Source organism: Pseudomonas sp. BN411 (genome assembly GCF_029871235.1).
Taxonomy (GTDB): Bacteria; Pseudomonadota; Gammaproteobacteria; order Pseudomonadales; family Pseudomonadaceae; genus Metapseudomonas.
Window position 1 is genome coordinate 420,686 of record NZ_SSOM01000073.1, and the last position, 20,126, is coordinate 440,811.

At 63.2% G+C, this 20,126-nt stretch carries 16 protein-coding genes; 12 read left to right on the forward strand and 4 right to left on the reverse strand.

The window, feature by feature from the left end; all coding sequences use genetic code 11:
• Positions 1-108: 108 nt before the first annotated feature.
• From E8F06_RS19940 to E8F06_RS19950, 3 genes are all read right to left on the reverse strand, one after another.
• Entirely contained in the window at positions 109-828 is a 720-nt protein-coding gene (locus E8F06_RS19940; protein WP_280370312.1) for an SPOR domain-containing protein, read from the reverse strand.
• A gap of 6 nt (positions 829-834) precedes the next feature.
• A complete protein-coding gene (argS, locus tag E8F06_RS19945) occupies positions 835-2,574 on the reverse strand; it encodes an arginine--tRNA ligase (RefSeq protein WP_280370314.1) in 1,740 nt (579 codons plus the stop codon).
• 138 nt (positions 2,575-2,712) lie between these two features.
• Positions 2,713-4,971 carry a primosomal protein N' gene (locus E8F06_RS19950; protein WP_280370316.1) on the reverse strand — a complete coding sequence of 753 codons (2,259 nt, stop codon included), beginning with the start codon at positions 4,969-4,971 and terminating at the stop codon, positions 2,713-2,715.
• Positions 4,972-5,101: 130 nt separating this feature from the next.
• Between E8F06_RS19950 and rpmE the strand changes: the two genes are divergently transcribed.
• The 4 genes from rpmE (at position 5,102) to E8F06_RS19970 (ending at position 8,961) form a co-directional block, all read left to right on the forward strand.
• Positions 5,102-5,314 carry a 50S ribosomal protein L31 gene (gene rpmE / locus E8F06_RS19955; RefSeq protein ID WP_003453200.1) on the forward strand — a complete coding sequence of 71 codons (213 nt, stop codon included), beginning with the start codon at positions 5,102-5,104 and terminating at the stop codon, positions 5,312-5,314.
• 26 nt (positions 5,315-5,340) lie between these two features.
• Positions 5,341-6,141: a thermonuclease family protein gene (locus tag E8F06_RS19960; protein WP_280370318.1), complete on the forward strand. Its 801-nt coding sequence runs from the start codon at positions 5,341-5,343 to the stop codon at positions 6,139-6,141.
• Positions 6,138-7,592, forward strand: coding sequence for a M48 family metalloprotease (locus tag E8F06_RS19965; RefSeq protein ID WP_280370320.1), 1,455 nt, complete (start codon positions 6,138-6,140; stop codon positions 7,590-7,592). The genes E8F06_RS19960 and E8F06_RS19965 overlap by 4 nt, the downstream gene beginning before the upstream one ends.
• A gap of 100 nt (positions 7,593-7,692) precedes the next feature.
• Positions 7,693-8,961, forward strand: coding sequence for a malic enzyme-like NAD(P)-binding protein (locus E8F06_RS19970; protein WP_280370321.1), 1,269 nt, complete (start codon positions 7,693-7,695; stop codon positions 8,959-8,961).
• Positions 8,962-9,022: 61 nt separating this feature from the next.
• Here the strand turns inward: E8F06_RS19970 and E8F06_RS19975 are convergent, their stop codons facing one another.
• Entirely contained in the window at positions 9,023-11,458 is a 2,436-nt protein-coding gene (locus E8F06_RS19975; protein WP_280370323.1) for a penicillin-binding protein 1A, read from the reverse strand.
• Positions 11,459-11,642: 184 nt separating this feature from the next.
• Between E8F06_RS19975 and E8F06_RS19980 the strand changes: the two genes are divergently transcribed.
• The 8 genes from E8F06_RS19980 to E8F06_RS20015 are packed head-to-tail and all read left to right on the forward strand — an operon-like array spanning position 11,643 to position 19,990.
• Complete coding sequence (locus E8F06_RS19980) at positions 11,643-12,707, forward strand: pilus assembly protein PilM (protein ID WP_190829652.1); 1,065 nt, start codon at positions 11,643-11,645, stop codon at positions 12,705-12,707.
• The gene (locus E8F06_RS19985) at positions 12,707-13,306 is read left to right on the forward strand and encodes a PilN domain-containing protein (protein WP_280370326.1); all 600 of its coding nucleotides are present in this window, start codon (positions 12,707-12,709) and stop codon (positions 13,304-13,306) included. Before E8F06_RS19980 ends, E8F06_RS19985 begins: the two co-directional genes overlap by 1 nt.
• On the forward strand, positions 13,303-13,926 hold the full coding sequence (pilO, locus tag E8F06_RS19990; protein ID WP_280370328.1) for a type 4a pilus biogenesis protein PilO: 624 nt from the start codon (positions 13,303-13,305) through the stop codon (positions 13,924-13,926). Before E8F06_RS19985 ends, pilO begins: the two co-directional genes overlap by 4 nt.
• Positions 13,923-14,456 (forward strand): type 4a pilus biogenesis lipoprotein PilP, encoded by a 534-nt coding sequence (gene pilP / locus E8F06_RS19995; RefSeq protein ID WP_077524751.1) that lies wholly within the window; start codon positions 13,923-13,925, stop codon positions 14,454-14,456. Before pilO ends, pilP begins: the two co-directional genes overlap by 4 nt.
• 57 nt (positions 14,457-14,513) lie before the next feature.
• Positions 14,514-16,622: a type IV pilus secretin PilQ gene (gene pilQ / locus E8F06_RS20000; protein WP_280370330.1), complete on the forward strand. Its 2,109-nt coding sequence runs from the start codon at positions 14,514-14,516 to the stop codon at positions 16,620-16,622.
• A 5-nt stretch (positions 16,623-16,627) separates the two neighbouring features.
• The gene (gene aroK / locus E8F06_RS20005) at positions 16,628-17,146 is read left to right on the forward strand and encodes a shikimate kinase AroK (protein ID WP_151137780.1); all 519 of its coding nucleotides are present in this window, start codon (positions 16,628-16,630) and stop codon (positions 17,144-17,146) included.
• A gap of 51 nt (positions 17,147-17,197) precedes the next feature.
• Entirely contained in the window at positions 17,198-18,301 is a 1,104-nt protein-coding gene (aroB, locus tag E8F06_RS20010; protein WP_151137777.1) for a 3-dehydroquinate synthase, read from the forward strand.
• Positions 18,302-18,310: 9 nt separating this feature from the next.
• Positions 18,311-19,990, forward strand: coding sequence for an AAA family ATPase (locus tag E8F06_RS20015; protein WP_280370332.1), 1,680 nt, complete (start codon positions 18,311-18,313; stop codon positions 19,988-19,990).
• Positions 19,991-20,126: the final 136 nt, after the last annotated feature.

Genomic DNA, 20,126 nt, shown 5'->3' on the forward strand with positions numbered 1-20,126 from the left:
TAAAAACAGGCTCAAAATGCTCATTTACAGCTCGTAAACTCCGCTTTTTCGTCTGTTTTTGCCTCGCCTCGACTGCCTCGCCAACGTTTTTCAATCAGCTGCCTCAGCTCAACGGCTTTGGCGCTGCTGTAACAGCAGGTTGCTGAAGCCGCTACCGGCCAGTTGCTTCTGCGCCGAGGCGAGTTGCTCGCGGTTGGCGAAGGGGCCGACCAGCACGCGATACCAGGTTTCCTCGCGGACGGTGCCGGATTCCACCTGGACGTTCTGTCCGAGCAGGATGATCTGCGCACGCACCCGGTCGGCATCGTCGCGTTTGCGGAACGAACCGGCCTGGAGGAAGAACTGATTGGTAACCGGCGCCTTGGCCACTACCGGCGGCGCGGGCGGCGGGGTTTCGCCGTTGAGGGCGGCCTGGGCGCGTGCAGCGTCGATCTTGGCGGCTTCTTCCGGGGTGACCGGTTTCTGCGCAGGCGGCGTGGCCGGCGTCTCCTTGGGCACCGCTTCCGGCGGCACTATCACTTCCGATTCCGGCAGCAGGGTGTAGAAGTCGTACTTCGGCTTCGCCGGTTCCTGGGCTGGAGGTGTCGCCGGCTTGGCCTGGACCTTGCCGGCATCACCGCTGGCCTTGCCGCCGGCGGTACCGTTCGCGGCCTGCTCGGGCTTGGTCCGGCGCACTTCGTCGCGGCCGGGCTCGAGCTGGTTGAGGAACACCACGAAGCCACCGATGACCAGTCCGATGGCCAACCAGACCCAGCCGGGCACCGGTTTCTTGGCCGGCGCCTGGTAGCGGCTGGCCCCGCGCTTGGGTGCAGGTTTTTTCTTCGCCATAGTCCGTTACATACGTTCCAGGGTTTGCAGGCCGAGCAGCTCCAGGCCTTGCTTGAGGGTGCGGCCGGTCAGCGCGGCGAGGCGCAGGCGGCTCTGCTGGGTGGCCTGGTCCTCGGCAGCGAGGATCGGGCAGTTCTCGTAGAAGCTGGAGAACAGGCCGGCCAGATCATAGAGGTAGGCGCAGAGGATGTGCGGAACGCCCTTCTCGGCCACATTGCCCAGGGTGTCGGCGAACTGCGCCAGCTTGGCGGCCAGGGCCTGCTCCTGCTCGGCAGCAAGGATGATCTGGCCGTCGATCTCGGAGAAGTCCTTGCCCAGCTTGCGGAACACGCTGGCCACGCGGGTGTAGGCGTAGAGCAGGTAGGGCGCGGTGTTGCCTTCGAAGCTCAGCATCAGCTCGAAGTTGAAGCTGTAGTCGCTGGTGCGGTGCTTGGACAGGTCCGCGTACTTCACCGCACCGATGCCCACGGCGCGGGCGATCTGGCGCAGTTCGGCCTCATCCAGCTCGGGGTTCTTGCCCTTCACCAGGCCGTAGGCGCGCTGTTCGGCTTCGTCCAGCAGGTCGATCAGCTTCACGGTGCCGCCGTCGCGGGTCTTGAAGGGCTTGCCGTCGGCGCCGTTCATGGTGCCGAAGCCCATGTGTTCCATTTCGAAGCTCGGCGGCACGAAGCCGGCCAGGCGCGCGGCGGCGAACACCATCTGGAAGTGCAGGGCCTGGCGCTGGTCGACGAAGTACAGCGCGCGATCAGCCTTGAGCACGTTGGCGCGGTAGCGGGTGGCGGCCAGGTCGGTGGTGGCGTAGAGGTAACCGCCACCGGCCTTCTGCACGATCAGCGGCAGGGGGTTGCCTTCGGCGTTCTTGAACTCATCCATGAACACGCACAGGGCGCCGTCGCTTTCGGTGAGCAGGCCCTTGGCGCGCAGGTCGGTGATGACGTTGGCCAGGTCGTCGTTGTAGGCGCTTTCGCCCTTCACGTCGGCCATGGTGAGCTTCACGCCCAGACGGTCGTACACGGCCTGGCAGTGGCTCAGGGAAATGTCGTTGAAGCGGGTCCACAGTTTCAGGCAGTCGGGGTCGCCCGCCTGCAGCTTGACCACCAGCTCGCGGGCGCGGTCGGCGAACTCGGAAGATTCGTCGAAGCGCTTCTTCGCGGCGCGGTAGAAGGATTCCAGGTCGGACAGTTCGGCGTCGCTGCCTACCGGCTGTTCCTGCATATAGGCCAGCAGCATGCCGAACTGGGTGCCCCAGTCGCCCACGTGGTTCTGGCGGATCACGGTGTCGCCGAGGAACTCCAGTACGCGGGCCACGCCGTCACCGATGATGGTGGAACGCAGGTGGCCGACGTGCATTTCCTTGGCCAGGTTCGGTGCCGACAGGTCGATGACCACGCGCTGTTGCGGGCCATTCTTGCGCACACCGAGCTGAGCGTCGGCCAGCGCGGCTTCCAGGCGCTGGGCCAGGGCCTGGGTGTTTTGGAAGAAGTTGAGGAAGCCGGGGCCGGCGATTTCCACCTTGGCCACCTGCTCGTCCTGGGGCAGGGCGGCAATGAGCTTCTCGGCCAGGTCGCGCGGTTTCATGCCGGCGGGTTTGGCCAGCATCATGGCGATGTTGCTGGCGAAGTCGCCGTGGCTCTTGTCCTTGGTGTTTTCCACCTGGATGGCCGGGCTGAGGCCCTCGGGCAGCACGCCCTCGCTGGTGAGACGGGTCAGGGCTTGCTGGATCAGCTGGCGAATGGTGTCTTTCATCTTCTGCTCTTCCGGCCGCCCTGGGGAGGGCTGGCGCTGGTTGAAAACTGTGCATTATCGGCGGGCTGCGGCTGCAGCTTCAAGTTTTAAGCGGCGAGCTGCAAGGGACTTTCTGTGATATCGGCTGGGCGGCTCTGGTCAGAATAGGTCGATTGGATCGACATCCAGCGACCAGCGCACCGCGCGCCCCCCGGGCAACTGCTCCAGCGCCTGGCTCCAGGGCGTCAGCAGGCGGTGCAGGGGTGCGCGGGCGTTGGCCTGCAATAGAAGCTGCGCTCGATAGCGACCGGCGCGGCGTTCCATGGGGGCGGGGACCGGTCCCAGCAACTCGACGCCGTTGACGCCCATTTCGGCTAGCTGCTGTTCGGCTTCGGTACAGGCGCTGTCGAGGAAGTCTTCCGCCTGCCCCGGCTTGTGCGCTTCCGCACGCAGCAGGGCCAGGTGCGCGAAGGGCGGCAGGCCGGCGGCGCGCCGCTCGGAAAGGGCCTGATCGGCAAAGGCGAAGTAGCCCTGCTCGGTGAGCTGCACCAGCAGAGGATGCTCGGCCAGGTGGGTCTGGATGATCACTTTGCCCGGCTCCTCGGCCCGCCCGGCCCGGCCCGCGACCTGGACGATGAGCTGGGCCATGCGCTCGCTGGCGCGGAAGTCGGCGGAGAACAGGCCGCCGTCGGCATCGAGGATGGCCACCAGGGTCACGCGGGGGAAGTGGTGCCCCTTGGCGAGCATCTGGGTGCCGACCAGGATGCAGGGTTCGCCGCGCTGGATGGTGGCGAACAGCTTGTCCATGGCGTCCTTGCGTGAGGTGCTGTCGCGGTCGATACGCAGGACCTGCGTCTTCGGAAACAGGATCGCCAGGCGTTCTTCGGCGCGCTCGGTGCCGGCACCCACTGGCCGCAGGTCGACCCGGCTGCAGTCTGGGCAGCAGGCTGGCTGGCGCTGGGTGTGGCCGCAATGGTGGCAGCGCAGCTCGTTGAAGCGCTGGTGCAGGGTCATGCGCGCGTCGCAGCGCGGGCACTGGCTGATCCAGCCGCAGTCATGGCACAGCAGGGTCGGCGCGAAGCCGCGGCGGTTGAGGAAAACCAGCACCTGTTGGCCCGCCGCCAGGGTCTGGGCGATGGCCTGTTGCAGCGGCATGGAGATGCCGGAGTCCAGCGGCAGGCTTTTCACATCCAGGCGCAGGAAGCGCGGTTGCTTGGCGCCGCCGGCGCGCTGGGTCAGGCGTAGCAGGCCGTAGCGGCCGGCGTGGGCATTCTGCAGGCTTTCCAGCGAGGGTGTGGCCGAGCCCAGCAGGATCGGGATGTTCTCCTGGCGGGCGCGTACCAGGGCCAGGTCGCGGGCGTGGTAGCGCAGGCCTTCCTGCTGCTTATAAGAAGCGTCGTGTTCCTCGTCGATGATGATCAGCCCCGGATTCTTCAGCGGCGTGAAGAGCGCCGAGCGGGTGCCGATGACGATGTCGGCCTCGCCATCACGGGCGGCCAACCAGGCGTCCAGGCGATCGCGGTCGTTCACCGCCGAGTGGAGCAGGGCGATCCGCGCATTGAAGCGGCGGGAGAAGCGCTCCAGGGTCTGCGGACCGAGGTTGATCTCGGGGATCAGTACCAGAGCCTGTTTGCCGGCTTCGAGGGTCTGGCGGATCAGCTGCAGATAGACCTCGGTCTTGCCGCTGCCGGTGACTCCGGCCAGGAGCAGGGCATTGAAGCTGCCGAAGGAGGCATGCACCGCGTCGAAGGCGGCACGCTGCTCGGGGTTGAGTGGCAGTTCCGGCTGGGCCAGTAATGGGCCGTGGCGGTCGCTGGGGGCGTGGCGGCGTACTTCGACGCGGGCCAGGCCCTTTTCCAGGAGGATGTCGAGGCTGTCCTTGTTCAGTTGCAGTTGGCTGAGCAACTGGTGCGCCACGCCGTGGGGATGCTGCGCCAGGGTGGCCAGGGCCTGGCGCTGGCGCGGTGCGCGGGCCAGGCGCGGGTCGTCGAGGCTGGCGCCGGGGGCGGCATGCCAGAATCGCTCCTGCCGGGCCTCCGCCGGCTCTCCCTGGCGCAGCAGCACCGGAAGGGCCCAGCTCAGGGTGTCACCGAGGCTGTGCTGGTAGTACTGGGCGGTCCACAGGCAGAGTTTGAATAGCGACGGCGGTAGTGGCGGGCGGCTATCCAGCAGTTCCAGTGCCGGTTTGAGCTTGTCCGCAGGCACTTCGCTCTTGTCCGTCACTTCCACCAGTACGCCGATGATCTCCCGTCGGCCGAACGGCACACGCAGGCGAACCCCCGGCTGCAGGGCGGCGTGAGGCACACCGGCAGGCGCCCGGTAGTCGAACAGGCGGCGCAGCGGCGAGGGCAGCGCGAGGCGTAGAATGGGGGCGTCAGGCAAGCGCGGATCCTGTCGGAAAAGGCGCGATCTTAGCATGGCGCAGCGCGACAGCCGGCGCGGCCGGCAGGTTGCAACGCACACTCACTCTGGTATCATCCGCCGCCTGTTTCCGTGCGGTACTCGACATAGGGTCGGGTGGCGGCACGCCAGACCTGAGGATCAAGCAATGAAACCGGAAATCCATCCCGAGTACGTAGCGATCGAAGCTACCTGCAGCTGCGGCAACGTCATCAAGACCCGCTCCACCCTCGGCAAGAACATCAGCCTCGACGTATGCTCCGAGTGCCACCCGTTCTACACCGGCAAGCAAAAGGTCCTGGACACCGGCGGCCGTATCGATCGCTTCAAGCAGCGTTTCGGCGTGTTCGGCGCCAAGTAAGAGCCGACACAGCCCGGGAAGGCCTGATGGCCAAGTCCCCGCTGACGAGAAAGGCGCCTCTGACAGGCGCCTTTTTCTTTTTCTGGCTTCTGAGTTTCTCTCTTCAAGCCGCCTGCCCGCTTCCGGGCAATCTTCCTACCTTCAAAGTCCGAAAAGTCGTCGATGGCGACACCTTGCGTCTGGTCGATGGGCGAAGCGTCCGTCTGATTGGTCTGAACGCGCCTGAGTTGGCTCGCAAGGGGCGGTCGGATGAACCCTACGCCGTAGCGGCGCACCGACGTCTTGCCGAGCTGGTGAAAGCCAGTGGCGGGCGCGTTGGGCTGCGTCTCGGTCGCGAGCCGAAAGACCGCTACGGCCGCACCCTGGCTCACCTTTACGACAGCCGCGGGCGCAACCTCGAAGAGCGCTTGCTCGCTGAAGGGCTGGCGTTTCACGTTGCCATTGCGCCCAACGCCGCGCTCAGCGGATGCCATGCTGCTGCGGAGCGGGAAGCGCGTCGCGCTGGGCGGGGGCTTTGGCGCCGGCCGCCATTGCAGTCGCCGTGGCAGCTGCGCCGGGGTGGCTTTGCCCTCGTACAGGGGCGTGTTGCCAGGGTCGAACGCAACCGTGGCGGGGTCTGGCTACAGTTGGACGGGCCCCTGGTTTTGCGTGTCGAGTTGAAGCAACTTCGCCAGTTCGATGCCGCCGGGTTGCAGCGTCTGGAGGGGCGACGAATAGAAGCGCGAGGCTGGGTAATTGACCGTGCACGCAGGGGCGGCGTAAATACGAAGAATCCCCGCTGGATGCTCCCCCTTACCCACAATGGAATGCTTGAGGTGATTCGATGAGATCTCCTGCGCTCGTCTTGGCGCTGCTGTTCGGCTCTTCCCTGCTAGCCGGTTGCGCGGTGAACCCCGCGACCGGCAGGACCAACTTCGTGATGATGAGCGAGCGGCAGGAGCTGGATCTGGGTCGCCAGTACAACCAGGAAATCGCCAAGCAGAACCCGCGCTATGCGGACGAGAAGCTGCAGGCCTATGTGCAGGAAGTCGGGCAGCGCGTCGCCAGCCACAGCCACCGCAGCAATATTGCCTACCACTTCACTGTGGTCGACTCGCCAGACATCAACGCCTTCGCCCTTCCGGGGGGCTACATCTATATCCATCGCGGCCTGCTGTCTTACCTGAATTCGGAAGCGGAACTCGCTGCGGTGCTGGGACACGAGGTGGGTCACGTCACCGCACGGCACAGCGTGCAGCAGCAGAGTCAGTCCACTGCGTGGAACATCCTGGGGCAGGCGGTCGCCATCGGCACGGGCGTTGGCGCAGCAGGCGACCTGACCAACGTACTGGGCACTGCCTTCGTTCGTGGTTATGGGCGTGACATGGAGCTGGAGGCGGACGGTCTGGGTGCCCAGTACCTGGCGCGCAGCGGCTATGACCCGCAGGCCATGATCGAAGTCGTGAAAGTGCTGAAAAACCAGGAAGAATTCGCCCGCGACCAGGCTCGTCGCAAGGGGCAGACGGAGGCGCCGTCGGGCTACCACGGCGTCTTCGATACCCACCCGGATAACGACACGCGGCTGCAGCAGGTGGTCGGCCCGGCGAAGGCGCTGGCTGGCGGCAATCAGGTAGTGAACCGGGAAGTCTTCCTCAAGCATCTGGAAGGGCTGCCCTTCGGTGACTCGGCTGAAACCGGGGTGCGCCGGGGTCAGGACTTCTACCACGCTGGACTGGATTTCACCCTGCACTTCCCCGATGGCTGGGGAATGGTCAATCGCCCTGATGCAGTGATTACCCACAGCGCCAACCAACAAGCCTTCATCGCCATGACCCTGGATGGGCGCAAGCCGAGCGTGGCTCCGGCGGACTATCTGCGGCAGAAGGCGGGTGGCCAGAGGCTTTCCATGGAAGAGCCGCTGCAACTGGCCGGGCTGCAGGGCGCCACTGCGGTGCTGCCGGGCAAGCCGGCGCGCCGCGTGGCGGCCATCTACAAGGGCGACAAGGCTTATCTATTCGTCGGCGCGATTCGCAATGGGGCATCCCTGGAGAGCGAGGATGACAAGTTCCTCTCGGTGATCCGTAGCTTCCGTCCGATGAAGAAGGAGGAACTGGCCTTGGCCCAGCCGTTGCGTCTGCACCTGATCCAGGCGAAGCCCGGCCAGACGGCCGCCAGCCTGGCCCGGGAGAGCAAATTGCCGGGTACGCAAGCGGATCTGGAAAATCGTATCCGATTGTTGAATAATTTGTATCCAATCGGCGAGCCAAAGCCCGGAGATTGGCTAAAAGTCGTACGTTAGAGGGGTTGACGCCGGGTGACTGAACGGTCTTGTTAGCCCCATGTATCTTGCGTATGCTCGCCCGTCACGTCTGTCACAAGCAAAAAGCGGAAATGCCAAAATGTCTGATCTGAAAACGGCCGCTCTCGAATACCATGCCCAGCCCCGCCCCGGGAAACTCAGCGTCGAGCTGACCAAGCCGACCGCCACCGCCCGCGACCTGTCGCTGGCCTACAGCCCGGGCGTCGCCGAGCCGGTGCGCGAAATCGCGCGTGATCCGGAACTGGCCTTCAAGTACACCGGCAAGGGCAACCTGGTAGCGGTTATTTCCGACGGCACCGCGATCCTCGGCCTGGGCAACCTCGGCCCGCTGGCTTCCAAGCCGGTAATGGAAGGCAAGGGCGTGCTGTTCAAGCGTTTCGCCGGCATCGACGTATTCGACATCGAAGTGGACGCTGAAAGCCCGCAGGCCTTCATCGACACCGTCAAGCGCATTTCCATCACCTTCGGCGGTATCAACCTCGAAGACATCAAGGCACCCGAGTGCTTCGAGATCGAGCGCACCCTGATCGAACAGTGCGACATCCCGGTCTTCCACGATGACCAGCATGGCACCGCTATCGTGACTGCCGCCGGCATGCTCAACGCCCTGGAAATCGCTGGCAAATCCCTGGCCGAAGCCAAGATCGTCTGCCTCGGCGCCGGCGCTGCTGCCATTTCCTGCATGAAGCTGCTGGTGAGCATGGGCGCCAAGGTCGAGAACATCTTCATGATCGACCGCAAGGGCGTGATCCATGCCGGTCGTGACGACTTGAACCAGTACAAGGCTGTGTTCGCGCACGAGACTGACAAGCGCACCCTGTCCGAGGCCCTCGACGGCGCGGACGTGTTCGTAGGCCTGTCCGGTGCCAACCTGCTGAGCCCGGAAGACCTCAATCGCATGGCGCCCAACCCGATTGTGTTCGCCTGCTCCAACCCGGATCCGGAAATCAAGCCGGAACTGGCGCACGAGACCCGCAGCGACGTGATCATGGCCACCGGTCGTTCCGACTACCCGAACCAGGTCAACAACGTGCTCGGCTTCCCCTTCATCTTCCGCGGTGCCCTGGACGTACGCGCCACCCGCATCAACGAAGAAATGAAGATCGCCGCTGCCCTGGCCCTGCGCGACCTGGCTAAGCTGCCGGTACCGAAGGACGTCTGCGACGCCTACGGTGTGGCTTCCCTGGAATTCGGCCGTGAGTACATCATTCCGAAGCCCATGGACAAGCGCCTGATCACCGTCGTATCCGATGCCGTGGCCAAGGCCGCCATCGAATCCGGCGTGGCTACCCTGCCGTATCCGAAGCACTATCCGCTGAAGTCGGTGGACGAAGTGTTCAACGGCTAAGCCGAGACGCAATGACAAAGCCCCGCAATCGCGGGGCTTTTTCATTTTGGGCGTCTGTTCCTCAGAACAGGTCGATGGGGGCGGCCTCGTCGGCCGGCAGCGGGCTGCCGGGAATGGCCAGGCCTGGCTCCAGCTCGCTCATGGGCGGAGGCGTGTCTTCGCTCTTGAACAGCTCGAAGAAGGCGTCTGGTGTTCCCGGGCTGGCGGCGCGGCCACTGAGCGGGTCGATACGCAGTGTCAGCAGTCCGGCAGGCTCCGGCTGGACGTGAGCGGGCTTGTCCTTGAGCGCGGCGCCCATGTAGTTCATCCAGATGGGGAGCGCGACAGTGCCGCCGTACTCGTGGCGACCCAGGCTTTCCGGCTGGTCGAAGCCGACCCAGACAGTGGTGACGTAGTCGGCGTTGTAGCCGGAGAACCAGCTGTCCTTCGACTCGTTGGTGGTACCGGTCTTGCCGGCGATGTCGCTGCGTCCCATGGACAGTGCCCGGCGACCAGTGCCGCGCTTGATCACGTCCTGCAGCATGCTGTTGAGGATGTAGGTCGTGCGCGGATCGACGATGCGTTCGGCGACCGCTGGCGTCTGGCTCTGGGGTGCCGAGGCGTCGGTGGAGGCGAGCAGGGTGTCCGGTGCTCCACTGCTTTGCGCGACTTCGTTGGACTGCGCCTCGGTTGCCGGAACCCGTGGCGGATTGGCGACGAATAGGGTTTTTCCGTCGCGGCTTTCGATGCGCTCGATCAGGTAGGGCTGAACCTTGTAGCCGCCGTTGGCGAAGGTGCTCCAGCCGCCGGCGATTTCCAGCGGAGTGAGGTTGGCGGTGCCGAGTGCCAGGGACAAGTTGCGCGGCAGGTCGTCCTTGTTGAAGCCGAAGCGGCTGACGTAATTCAGTGCGTAGTCGATGCCGATGGCCTGCAGCACGCGAATCGACACCAGGTTGCGCGACTTGTACAGGGCTTCACGCAGGCGGATCGGGCCAAGGAAAGTGTTGTTGTCGTTCTTCGGGCGCCAGGCTTCTTCCATGCCGGCTTCCTGGAAGACGATTGGGGCGTCGTTCACCAGGCTGGCGGCGGTGAAGCCGTTATCCAGGGCGGCGGCATAGAGGAAGGGCTTGAAGCTGGACCCCGGTTGGCGCTTGGCCTGGGCCGCGCGGTTGTAATTGCTTTGCTCGAATGAGAAGCCGCCTACCAATGCGCGAATGGCGCCATCCTGCGGGTCCAGGGAGACCAGGGCGCTCTGGGCGGCCGGCAATTGGACGAAGCGCAGGCTGCCGTCGGCCTGGCGCTGCACGCGGACCAAGTCACCGACCTGACTCACGCCGGCTGGCTGCTGCGGGCGTGGGCCCAGGCTGTTGGTGTTCAGGAACGGGCGGGCCCATTTCATGCTGTCCCAGCTAACCGCCTCTTCCTGGCCGCTGCGGGTCAGGACCAGGATGCCGCTCTTTTCGACCTGGGTGACGATGGCCGGCTCCAGGCCGCCAAGGGATTTCTGCTTGGCCAGTTCCTGCAGCCAGGTTTCCTTCGTCATGCCGGGCAAGCGGGTTTCCGGGCCGCGATAGCCGTGGCGCTGGTCGTACTCGATCAGGCCCTCGCGCAGCGAGGTATTGGCTGCCTGCTGGAGATCGCTGGGTACTGTCGTGGTGACGCGGAAACCTTCGGTGTAGGCGTCGCTGCCATAGCGGCCGACCATTTCGGCGCGGGCCATCTCGGCGATGTAGGGGGCAGCCAGTTCCGGGGTGGGGACGTGGTAGCTGGCATCGATCGGTTCGTTGATCGCTTGCTGGTAGCGGGTCTGATCGATTCGGCCCAGCTTGAACATGCGGCCGAGAATCCAGTCGCGCCGCTCTTTGCTGCGAGTCGGGTTGACCAGCGGATTGAAGCGAGACGGAGCCTTGGGCAGGCCGGCAATCATGGCCATTTGGGCCAGACTGATTTCACGAATCGACTTGCCGTAATAGACCTGCGCGGCGGCCTCGATACCGTATGCGCGGTTACCGAGGTAGATCTTGTTCACATAAAGTTCAAGAATTTCGTCTTTGCTGAGTTCCCGCTCTATTTGCAGTGCCAGCAATATTTCATTGATCTTGCGGGAGAAACTTCTTTCGCTGGTGAGGAAGTAGTTTTTCGCCACCTGCATGGTGATGGTGCTACCGCCTGTCTGGATGTGGCCGGTCTTCAATAATTGCGTGGCAGCGCGCATCAGGCTGGTGAGGTCGACGCCATAATGGTTGGCGAAATTGTCGTCCTCGGCGGCCAGTAGGGCCTGGATGAAATCCGGCGGAATGTCGGCGAAACGGACCGGAGAGCGGCGCATTTCGCCGAATTCTGCGATTAGTTTGCCATCGCTGCTGTAGACGCGCAGCGGGATCTGGAGCTGGATTCGACGCAGCGAGTCGACCGATGGAAGGCTGGGGCTAAGATAGAGGTAGGCGCCGCTGAAACTGAGCAGCAGGCCACAGAAGACGGCAACGAAAGACCACCAGAATAACTTCAGCAGGCGCATCAAGGCTTGTGGATTTCCAGGCAAAAGAATGAGTTAAGCGGAAGGTAATCATAAAAGGCAAAAGCCGATCACATTATAAGCGTTTTTTTTCCGGGGGAGCCATTTGCGCTTCTGTCAAGACTGCTATTTAATGTGGAAAAACATAAATCGTCCGTAAGTCTCGGACGCTGATAGGAAATCGGTCGTGCTAGGGCTCTTCAATAAGAAAGCGAATTCGCTGTTGGGGATCGACATCAGCTCGACCTCAGTCAAGCTCCTTGAATTGAGTCGCTCGGGAAGCCGCTTCAAAGTGGAGTCCTACGCCGTCGAGCCGCTCCCGCCAAACGCGGTTGTCGAAAAGAACATCGCGGAGCTGGAGGGCGTCGGGCAGGCACTTTCCCGAGTAGTCAGCAAGGCGCGCACCGGCGTCAAGGTTGCGGCAGTGGCCGTGGCCGGTTCGGCCGTGATCACCAAGACCATCGAAATGGAAGCGGGACTCTCCGAAGACGATCTGGAGAACCAGCTGAAGATCGAGGCCGACCAGTACATTCCATATCCGTTGGAAGAAGTTGCCATCGACTTCGAGGTGCAGGGTGCGTCGGCACGTAACCCGGAGCGGGTCGATGTACTGCTCGCGGCCTGCCGAAAGGAGAACGTCGAGGTGCGCGAGGCCGCACTCGCCCTGGCAGGACTTTCCGCCAAGGTGGTTGACGTCGAGGCCTACGCCCTGGAACGCGCCTATTCGCTGCTTTCGGCTCAGTTGGGCGATGCTCATGACGAACTGACCGTCGCCGTCGTCGACATCGGTGCCACCATGACGACCCTCAGCGTGCTGCACAACGGTCGCACCATCTATACCCGCGAACAGCTCTTCGGTGGCCGTCAGCTGACCGAGGAGATCCAGCGTCGCTATGGCCTTTCCGTTGAAGAAGCTGGTCTCGCCAAGAAGCAGGGCGGTCTTCCGGATGACTACGACAGCGAGGTTCTGCAACCGTTCAAGGATGCTGTCGTCCAGCAGGTTTCCCGCTCGCTGCAGTTCTTCTTCGCTGCCGGCCAGTTCAATGATGTGGACTACATCCTCCTGGCGGGCGGCACGGCTTCGATCCCGGATCTCGATCGCTTGATCCAGCAGAAGATCGGTACACCGACCCTGGTTGCCAATCCCTTTGCCGACATGGCGCTGAGCAGCAAGGTCAATGCTGGTGCGCTGGCTAGCGATGCGCCTGCCTTGATGATTGCTTGTGGCTTGGCGATGAGGAGTTTCGACTGATGGCGCGCATCAACCTACTCCCCTGGCGCGAGCAACTTCGCGAGGAGCGCAAGCAGCGCTTCCTGGTGGCAATGGGCGCCGTTCTGGCCTTGGGCGCCGGCGCGGTGTTCCTGGGTGACCAGTACTTGAATAGCGCCATCGAGAACCAGCAGGCGCGCAATGACTTCGTTCGCAAGGAAATCGCTGTCCTGGATGCCAGGATCAAGGAAATCAGCGAGCTGAAAACGCGTCGTCAACAGCTTCTCGAACGCATGAAGATCATCCAGGACCTGCAGGGCAATCGGCCGATCATTGGGCGTGTATTTGATCAACTGGTGCGTACGCTGCCGGATGGCGTCTTCTTCACCGGCGTGAAAATGACTGGCAAGAGCATCGCTATCGTCGGTGCCGCCGAGTCGAACAACCGGGTTTCCAACCTCATGCGCAACCTGGATGCCTCGGAGTGGCTGGTATCGCCCAACCTCACCGAGGTCAAGGCGGTGACCGCAGGGGCCGTCGATCAGGCCAACGTCTTCCAGCTGACCGTGCAGCAGACCCAGCCGGGTTCCGACGAGCAGAACGGCAAGAACGCTGCCGCCACTAAAGGAGCCGCGAAATGAGTTTCTCCGACTCCCTTGAAAGCCTACGCAAGATTGACCTTGCTGACCTGGACGTCAACAACCTCGGTTCCTGGCCCATTGCGGTCAAGGTGATTGCCTGCATCCTGCTGCTGATTCTCGTGCTGGTGCTGGGCTACAACTTCCACCTCAAGGACCTCGAGCTCCAGTGGGACTCGAAGCGCGCCGAAGAGGTGACGCTGAAGGAGCAGTTCGCCGCGAAGGCGTTCCAGGCTGCAAACCTGGAAGCCTACAAGGAGCAGATGAAGGAGATGGAAACCTCCTTCGGTGCATTGCTGCGCCAACTGCCCAGCGATACCGAAGTGCCGGGACTGCTGGAAGACATTACCCGTACCGGTCTGGGCAGTGGCCTCGAGTTCGAAGAAATCAAGCTGCTGCCTGAAGTGGTGCAGCAGTTCTATATCGAGCTGCCGATCCAGATTTCGGTGGTGGGCGGCTATCACGATCTGGCCACCTTCGTCAGTGGCGTCGCCAGCCTGCCGCGAATCGTGACTTTGCATGATTTCGAGATCAAGCCGCTGTCCAGCGAGAGCGGTTCCAAGCTGCGTATGTCGATCCTGGCCAAGACCTACCGTTACAACGACAAGGGGCTGCAGAAATGAGTAGTCCTCGCGCCCGTCTGGCGCTCTGTGCCCTGATGCTGGCCGGCCTTTCCGGCTGCGGTGTCGGCAACGACTTCGGCGATCTGCAAGCCTACATGGACGAAGTTCGCGCCCGCCCCAAGGGCTCCATCGAGCCCTTGCCGAAATTCCAGCCCTATGAGGCGTTCACCTATAGCGCTGCCGCCCTGCGCAGCCCCTTCCAGCCACCGATCAAGATCGATCTGGCAAAGCAGCAGAAGGGTTCGAAGGACATTCACCCGGACGAAACCCGGGTCAAACAGTTCCTCGAAGGCTTCAATATCGAGTCCTTCGAGATGGTGGGCACCTTGTCCAACGGCTCGGGGACCTTTGCCTTGGTCAGTGGTGCTGGAGGGGTGCACCGGGTCAAGGTTGGGGATTATCTGGGACGTAACCATGGTCGTGTCGTCGGGATCGACGAAGCCAAGGTCGACGTGATCGAGATCGTCCCGGACGGGGAGGGCGGATGGCTGGAGCGTCCGCGGAGTCTCGCGCTCAGGGAGCGCTCTTGAGGGCGAGGTTAACCACCGATGAAGAATAATTACCGGTCTGCACAACGGAACCAGATGATGAAAAGCTCGCTATCGCGCCTTGGTATCACGCTATTGGCCGCCCTGATGTCACCTGCGCTGCTGGCGGCGAACCTGCAGGGGCTGGATGTTGCGGCCCTGCCGGGCGACAGGGTCGAACTCAAATTGGCCTTTGACGAGCCGGTGGTAGCTCCTCGCGGCTATACCATCGAGCAGCCAGCTCGCATTGCCCTGGACCTGCCGGGCGTGTCCAACAAGCTGGGTTCAAAGAATCGGGAGTTGGGCGTGGGCAATGCCCGCAGCGTGACCGTGGTAGAAGCCAAGGACCGCACTCGCCTGATCATCAACTTGTCCACGCTCGTGCCCTACAGCACTCGCGTGGATGGCCGAAACCTCTATGTGCTGGTTGGGGATTCCGCTTCGGCTCCGGCAGCTCCGCGTCCTGTTGCTGCTGCCCCGGCGCCCGCCCCGGCCGCCGCGTCCCTGGCCGCCTCGCAGCCGGTCAAGAGTTACGCCCGTGCCGGAAGGGCCATCGAGAATATCGACTTCCAGCGTGGCGATCAGGGTGAGGGCAATGTAGTGATCACCCTGTCCGATCCCAGTGTCAGCCCGGACATTCAGGAGCAGGGCGGCAAGATCCGTTTGGCCTTCCCCAAGACCCAGCTGCCCGAGCCGTTGCGCGTTCGCCTGGACGTGAAGGACTTCGCTACTCCCGTACAGTTCGTCAGCGCCGCCGGTTCCGGCAACGACGCCAGCATCAGCATCGAGCCCACCGGCTATTACGACTATCTGGCCTATCAGACCGACAACAAGCTGACCGTCAGCATCAAGCCGCTGACCCAGGAAGATGTGGAGAAGCGCAAGACTGAGCGCTTTGCCTATTCCGGCGAGAAGCTGTCGTTGAACTTCCAGGACATCGATGTGCGTTCGGTGCTGCAACTGATCGCTGACTTCACCGACCTCAACCTGGTGGCCTCGGATACCGTGCAAGGCAACATCACTCTGCGCCTGCAGAACGTGCCCTGGGATCAGGCGCTGGATCTGGTGCTGAAGACCAAGGGTCTGGACAAGCGCAAAGTGGGCAACGTCCTGCTGGTTGCGCCGGCTGACGAGATCGCCGCCCGCGAACGCCAGGAACTGGAATCGCAGAAGCAGATCGCCGAACTGGCGCCTCTGCGTCGTGAGCTGATCCAGGTGAACTACGCCAAGGCTGCCGACATCGCCAAGCTGTTCCAGTCCGTCACCAGTGGCGATCCCGCTGCTGCAGGTGCCGACGAGCGCGGCTCCATCACGGTAGACGACCGTACCAACAGCATCATCGCCTATCAGACCGAGGAAAAGCTGGAGGAGCTGCGTCGTATCGTTACTCAGCTGGATATCCCGGTTCGCCAGGTAATGATCGAGGCCCGCATCGTCGAAGCCAACGTTGATTACGACAAGGCTCTGGGCGTGAACTGGCGTGGTGCCAGCATCGGCGACAACAACTTCGTCATCGGTGGCGGCGGCGCTGGTCGTCCGGCTGCCGGACAGGCGGGTAACGTCAACCTGGCCAATGCTCCCTTCGTCGATCTCGGCGCCGACAACGCGACGTCCAGTATTGGTATCGGCTTCATCACCGACAACACCATCCTCGACCTCGAGCTGTCGGCGATGGAGAAGACCGGTAACGGCGAAATCGTATCGCAGCCGAAGGTGGTCACCTCCGACAAGGAAACCGCGAAGATCCTCAAGGGTCAGGAAGTGCCCTACCAGGAAGCCAGCTCCAGCGGCGCCACCAGTACGTCCTTCAAGGAAGCGGCCCTGTCCCTGGAAGTCACTCCGCAGATCACGCCGGACAACCGCATCATCATGGAGGTGAAGGTCACCAAGGACGCACCGGACTTCGCCAACGCCCTGAACGGTGTACCGCCGATCAACAAGAACGAGGTAAACGCCAAGGTACTGGTCAATGATGGTGAAACCATCGTGATAGGTGGGGTATTCTCCAACACCCAAACCAAGGCGGTGGACAAGGTGCCCTTCCTCGGCGACCTGCCCTACCTCGGCCGCATGTTCCGTCGCGACGTGGTTCAGGACAAGAAATCCGAGCTCCTGGTATTCCTCACTCCCCGCATCATGAACAACCAGGCCATTGCGGTGAGTCGCTGATATCGGTGCGTAATTTGATTCTGATCGGCCCGATGGGAGCTGGGAAAAGCACCATCGGGCGTTTGCTTGCCAAAGAACTGCGTCTTCCCTTCAAGGACTCCGATAAGGAAATCGAACAGCGCACCGGCGCGGATATCCCCTGGATATTCGATGTCGAGGGCGAGCAGGGCTTCCGTGATCGCGAACAAGCGATGATCGAGGAACTCTGCGGCCATGATGGCGTTGTCCTGGCGACCGGTGGTGGCGCGGTTCTGCGTCCGGCCAATCGTCAGGCCCTGCGTGGCGGTGGTCGTGTCGTCTATTTGCACACCTCAGTGGAGCAGCAGATCGAGCGCACCTCGCGAGACCGCAATCGGCCGCTGTTGCGTTCTGCTGATCCAGGCAAGGTCCTGCGCGACCTGATGGCCATTCGCGATCCGCTCTATCGGGAGATCGCCGACATCATCATCGAAACCGATGAACGGCCGCCGCGCATGGTGGTTCAAGAAATACTGGCGCGCCTCCAGGCACTTCCGCCCCGTTAAAGCGCGGGCGGAACTGCGCTATCCTTTAGCCCTTTTTATAACGGGGGCCCCATGCGGACACTTCAGGTCGATCTTGGCGAGCGTAGCTATCCCATCCATATAGGTTCTGGCCTGCTGTCGCGGCCAGAGCTCTTCACGCCACATATCGCCGGTAAGCAGGTGGCCATCGTCACCAACGAGACTGTGGCCCCCCTCTATCTCGAAACGCTGACCCGGACACTGCAGGGCTACTCGGTTCTGCCGGTGGTGCTGCCTGATGGCGAGGCCCATAAGAACTGGGAAACCCTGCAGCTGATCTTCGACGCCCTGCTGGGTGCTCGCCACGATCGCCGCACCACCGTCATCGCCCTAGGGGGCGGAGTGATTGGTGACATGGCGGGCTTCGCCGCGGCCTGTTACCAGCGTGGCGTGGACTTCATCCAGGTGCCTACCACCCTGTTGTCCCAGGTGGATTCTTCGGTGGGTGGCAAGACCGGGATCAATCACCCGCTGGGCAAGAACATGGTGGGTGCCTTCTACCAGCCCAAGGCGGTGATCATCGATACCGATAGCCTGCGTACTCTGCCAGAGCGCGAGCTTTCCGCCGGCCTTGCGGAAGTGATCAAGTACGGCCTGATTTGCGACGAGCCCTTCCTGCCCTGGCTGGCTGAAAAGATGCCGGCCATGCGCGGCCTTGATGCCGGAGCCCTGACCGAGGCCATCGAGCGCTCTTGCGCGGCCAAGGCGCGAGTTGTTGGGGTGGATGAGCGCGAATCCGGCCTGCGCGCCATCCTCAATCTAGGCCACACCTTCGGCCACGCCATCGAGACCCAAATGGGTTACGGCGCCTGGCTGCACGGCGAGGCGGTATCGGCAGGTACCGTCATGGCCCTCGAAATGTCCAGCCGGCTTGGCTGGATTTCAACCGACGAGCGCGACGCGGCGATTCGTCTGCTGCGCAGCGCCGGCTTGCCGGTCGTACCCCCGGCGGACATGACGCCGGAACATTTCCTCCAGCACATGGCCGTAGACAAGAAGGTGCTCGACGGTCAATTGCGTCTGGTGCTGTTGCGCCGGATTGGCGAGGCCGTCGTGACTGCCGACTATCCGCGCGACGTGCTGGAGGCCACCCTGGCCGCTGACTATCGCGCCCTGGCCGACCAGCTTGGAGAGTAAGGAATTCCCATGAGCAGCCTGCACGCCGACGAGGCCTACCTCGGCCATTACCAGTTCACCCATGATCCGTTCGCGGCGCGGGTGCCTGGCTTCAAGTTCTTCCCGGCCCAGCGCAAACCCGTGCTGGGTCAGCTTCACCATCTCGCCCGCTACAGCCAGCTGATGCTGGTGGTGAGCGGTCCCCACGGCAGCGGCAAGACGCTGCTGCGCCAGGCGCTGGTGGCCAGCACCAACAAGCAGGCCGTGCAGAGCCTGGTGGTGTCGGCGCGTAATTCGGCTGAAGCTGGTGGCTTGCTGCGCCAGATCGCCCAGGGGCTGAACATCGCCCAGGCCGATGTGCGTTCCATCCTGGCCCAAGTCGCTCAACTGGCCCTGACCGGCCAGGAGGTTTACCTGCTGGTTGATGATGCCGAAGAGCTGGACGATGCCGCCCTCGACATTCTGCTGGCCCTGGCCGAGGGCAATGTCGAGGCGCGAACCCATGTCTTTCTGTTTGGTGAGGATTCCCTGCTCGCACGCCTTGATGCGCTCGCCGAGGGTGAAGAGCGTTTCCACGTCATCGAGCTTCAGCCCTATAGCCAGGAAGAAACCCGCGAGTACCTTGGTCAGCGTCTCGAAGGCGCCGGTCGTGGCGTCGAGCTGCTGAGTGATGAGCAGGTGGACGAGATTCATCTGCAGTCCGGCGGCTGGCCGGGTGCGATCAACCAGGTCGCGCGCGATCTCATGATCGAAGCCATGCTTGCCGAGCGCGGAGCGTCGCGGAAATCCGCCGGCGGCTTCAATCTGCCGAAGAAACACCTGTTGGCCCTGGCTGTGGTCGGGGTGGGCGTGATCGCCGCCTGGATGATGCAGGGGCGCAATGAAGGCGGCGTCGAGCAGGCTCCCGCTACTGCCCAGCTGCCGTTAGACCAGGCGCCAGCCGGTCAGGCTGTCAGCCAGGATGATTCGGGGGCTCCAGCCGTCGAGTTCGCGGGCTCCTCGCAGCCGCTACCGTTGCCGTTGGTGGGCGAGGCCCAGCCGGTGATTCGCGAGCCGCTGGCCCAGGCTGCTGGCCAGGGCGAGCCGGAGGATGGGCCAGCACCCGCAGAGGCCGCCAACGTGCCGCCTACTGTGACCACCATCGCGCCGCCCCAGGGGGCGACCGCCAGTCCGGCGCCTGTCACGCCGGTGGAGCCCATCGTGCCGGCACAACCGCTTTCCAATCCGGCCCAACCCATTGCGGCCGCGCCCGCTGCTCCGGCAGCACAGGCTGCTGCACCCAAGCCGGCTGCACCAGCCGCGACCCCTGCTGCGGCAATGGTTCCAGCCCCGGCGTCCAAGCCGGCTCCCGCTCCTGCCCAGGTCGCGGCCAAGCCTGCCGAGAAGCCGGCGCCGACAACTGCGTCGGTCGCCCCGACTGGCGCTGCAGGCAATGGCTGGTATCGTAGCCAGACTGCCAGCCACTTCGCCCTGCAGGTGCTTGGCACCAGTTCGGAGGGCAGCGCCAAGTCCTTCGTGCAGCAAAATGGCGGGCAGTACCGCTACTTCAAGAAGCAGCACCAGGGCAAGGTGCTCTACGTCGTGACCTACGGCAGCTTCCCCAGTCGGACTGCGGCCCAGGCGGCAATCAAGTCCCTGCCGGCCAAGGTCCAGGCTGGCAAACCCTGGCCCAAGACCTTCGCCAGTATCCAGCAGGAAATGGCTCGCTAGTTTTCTGCGAGCCTGATCCCCCGCCTTATGACCAGGTGGTCGCTAGCACGACCTCCTGGTTCATTCATTCATTTTTGCGACATCGACTTTCACTAGTTGGCCGCTAAGATTTGTGGTCGACCAATGGGCTATGTAC

Bases quoted from the DNA above. Each gene is read 5' to 3' on its own strand.
- E8F06_RS19940 (WP_280370312.1), bottom strand. From the start codon at position 828: ATGGCGAAGAAAAAACCTGCACCCAAGCGCGGGGCCAGCCGCTACCAG.
- argS (WP_280370314.1), bottom strand. From the start codon at position 2,574: ATGAAAGACACCATTCGCCAGCTGATCCAGCAAGCCCTGACCCGTCTC.
- E8F06_RS19950 (WP_280370316.1), bottom strand. From the start codon at position 4,971: ATGCTAAGATCGCGCCTTTTCCGACAGGATCCGCGCTTGCCTGACGCC.
- rpmE (WP_003453200.1), top strand. From the start codon at position 5,102: ATGAAACCGGAAATCCATCCCGAGTACGTAGCGATCGAAGCTACCTGC.
- E8F06_RS19960 (WP_280370318.1), top strand. From the start codon at position 5,341: ATGGCCAAGTCCCCGCTGACGAGAAAGGCGCCTCTGACAGGCGCCTTT.
- E8F06_RS19965 (WP_280370320.1), top strand. From the start codon at position 6,138: ATGAGATCTCCTGCGCTCGTCTTGGCGCTGCTGTTCGGCTCTTCCCTG.
- E8F06_RS19970 (WP_280370321.1), top strand. From the start codon at position 7,693: ATGTCTGATCTGAAAACGGCCGCTCTCGAATACCATGCCCAGCCCCGC.
- E8F06_RS19975 (WP_280370323.1), bottom strand. From the start codon at position 11,458: ATGCGCCTGCTGAAGTTATTCTGGTGGTCTTTCGTTGCCGTCTTCTGT.
- E8F06_RS19985 (WP_280370326.1), top strand. From the start codon at position 12,707: ATGGCGCGCATCAACCTACTCCCCTGGCGCGAGCAACTTCGCGAGGAG.
- pilO (WP_280370328.1), top strand. From the start codon at position 13,303: ATGAGTTTCTCCGACTCCCTTGAAAGCCTACGCAAGATTGACCTTGCT.
- pilP (WP_077524751.1), top strand. From the start codon at position 13,923: ATGAGTAGTCCTCGCGCCCGTCTGGCGCTCTGTGCCCTGATGCTGGCC.
- pilQ (WP_280370330.1), top strand. From the start codon at position 14,514: ATGAAAAGCTCGCTATCGCGCCTTGGTATCACGCTATTGGCCGCCCTG.
- aroB (WP_151137777.1), top strand. From the start codon at position 17,198: ATGCGGACACTTCAGGTCGATCTTGGCGAGCGTAGCTATCCCATCCAT.
- E8F06_RS20015 (WP_280370332.1), top strand. From the start codon at position 18,311: ATGAGCAGCCTGCACGCCGACGAGGCCTACCTCGGCCATTACCAGTTC.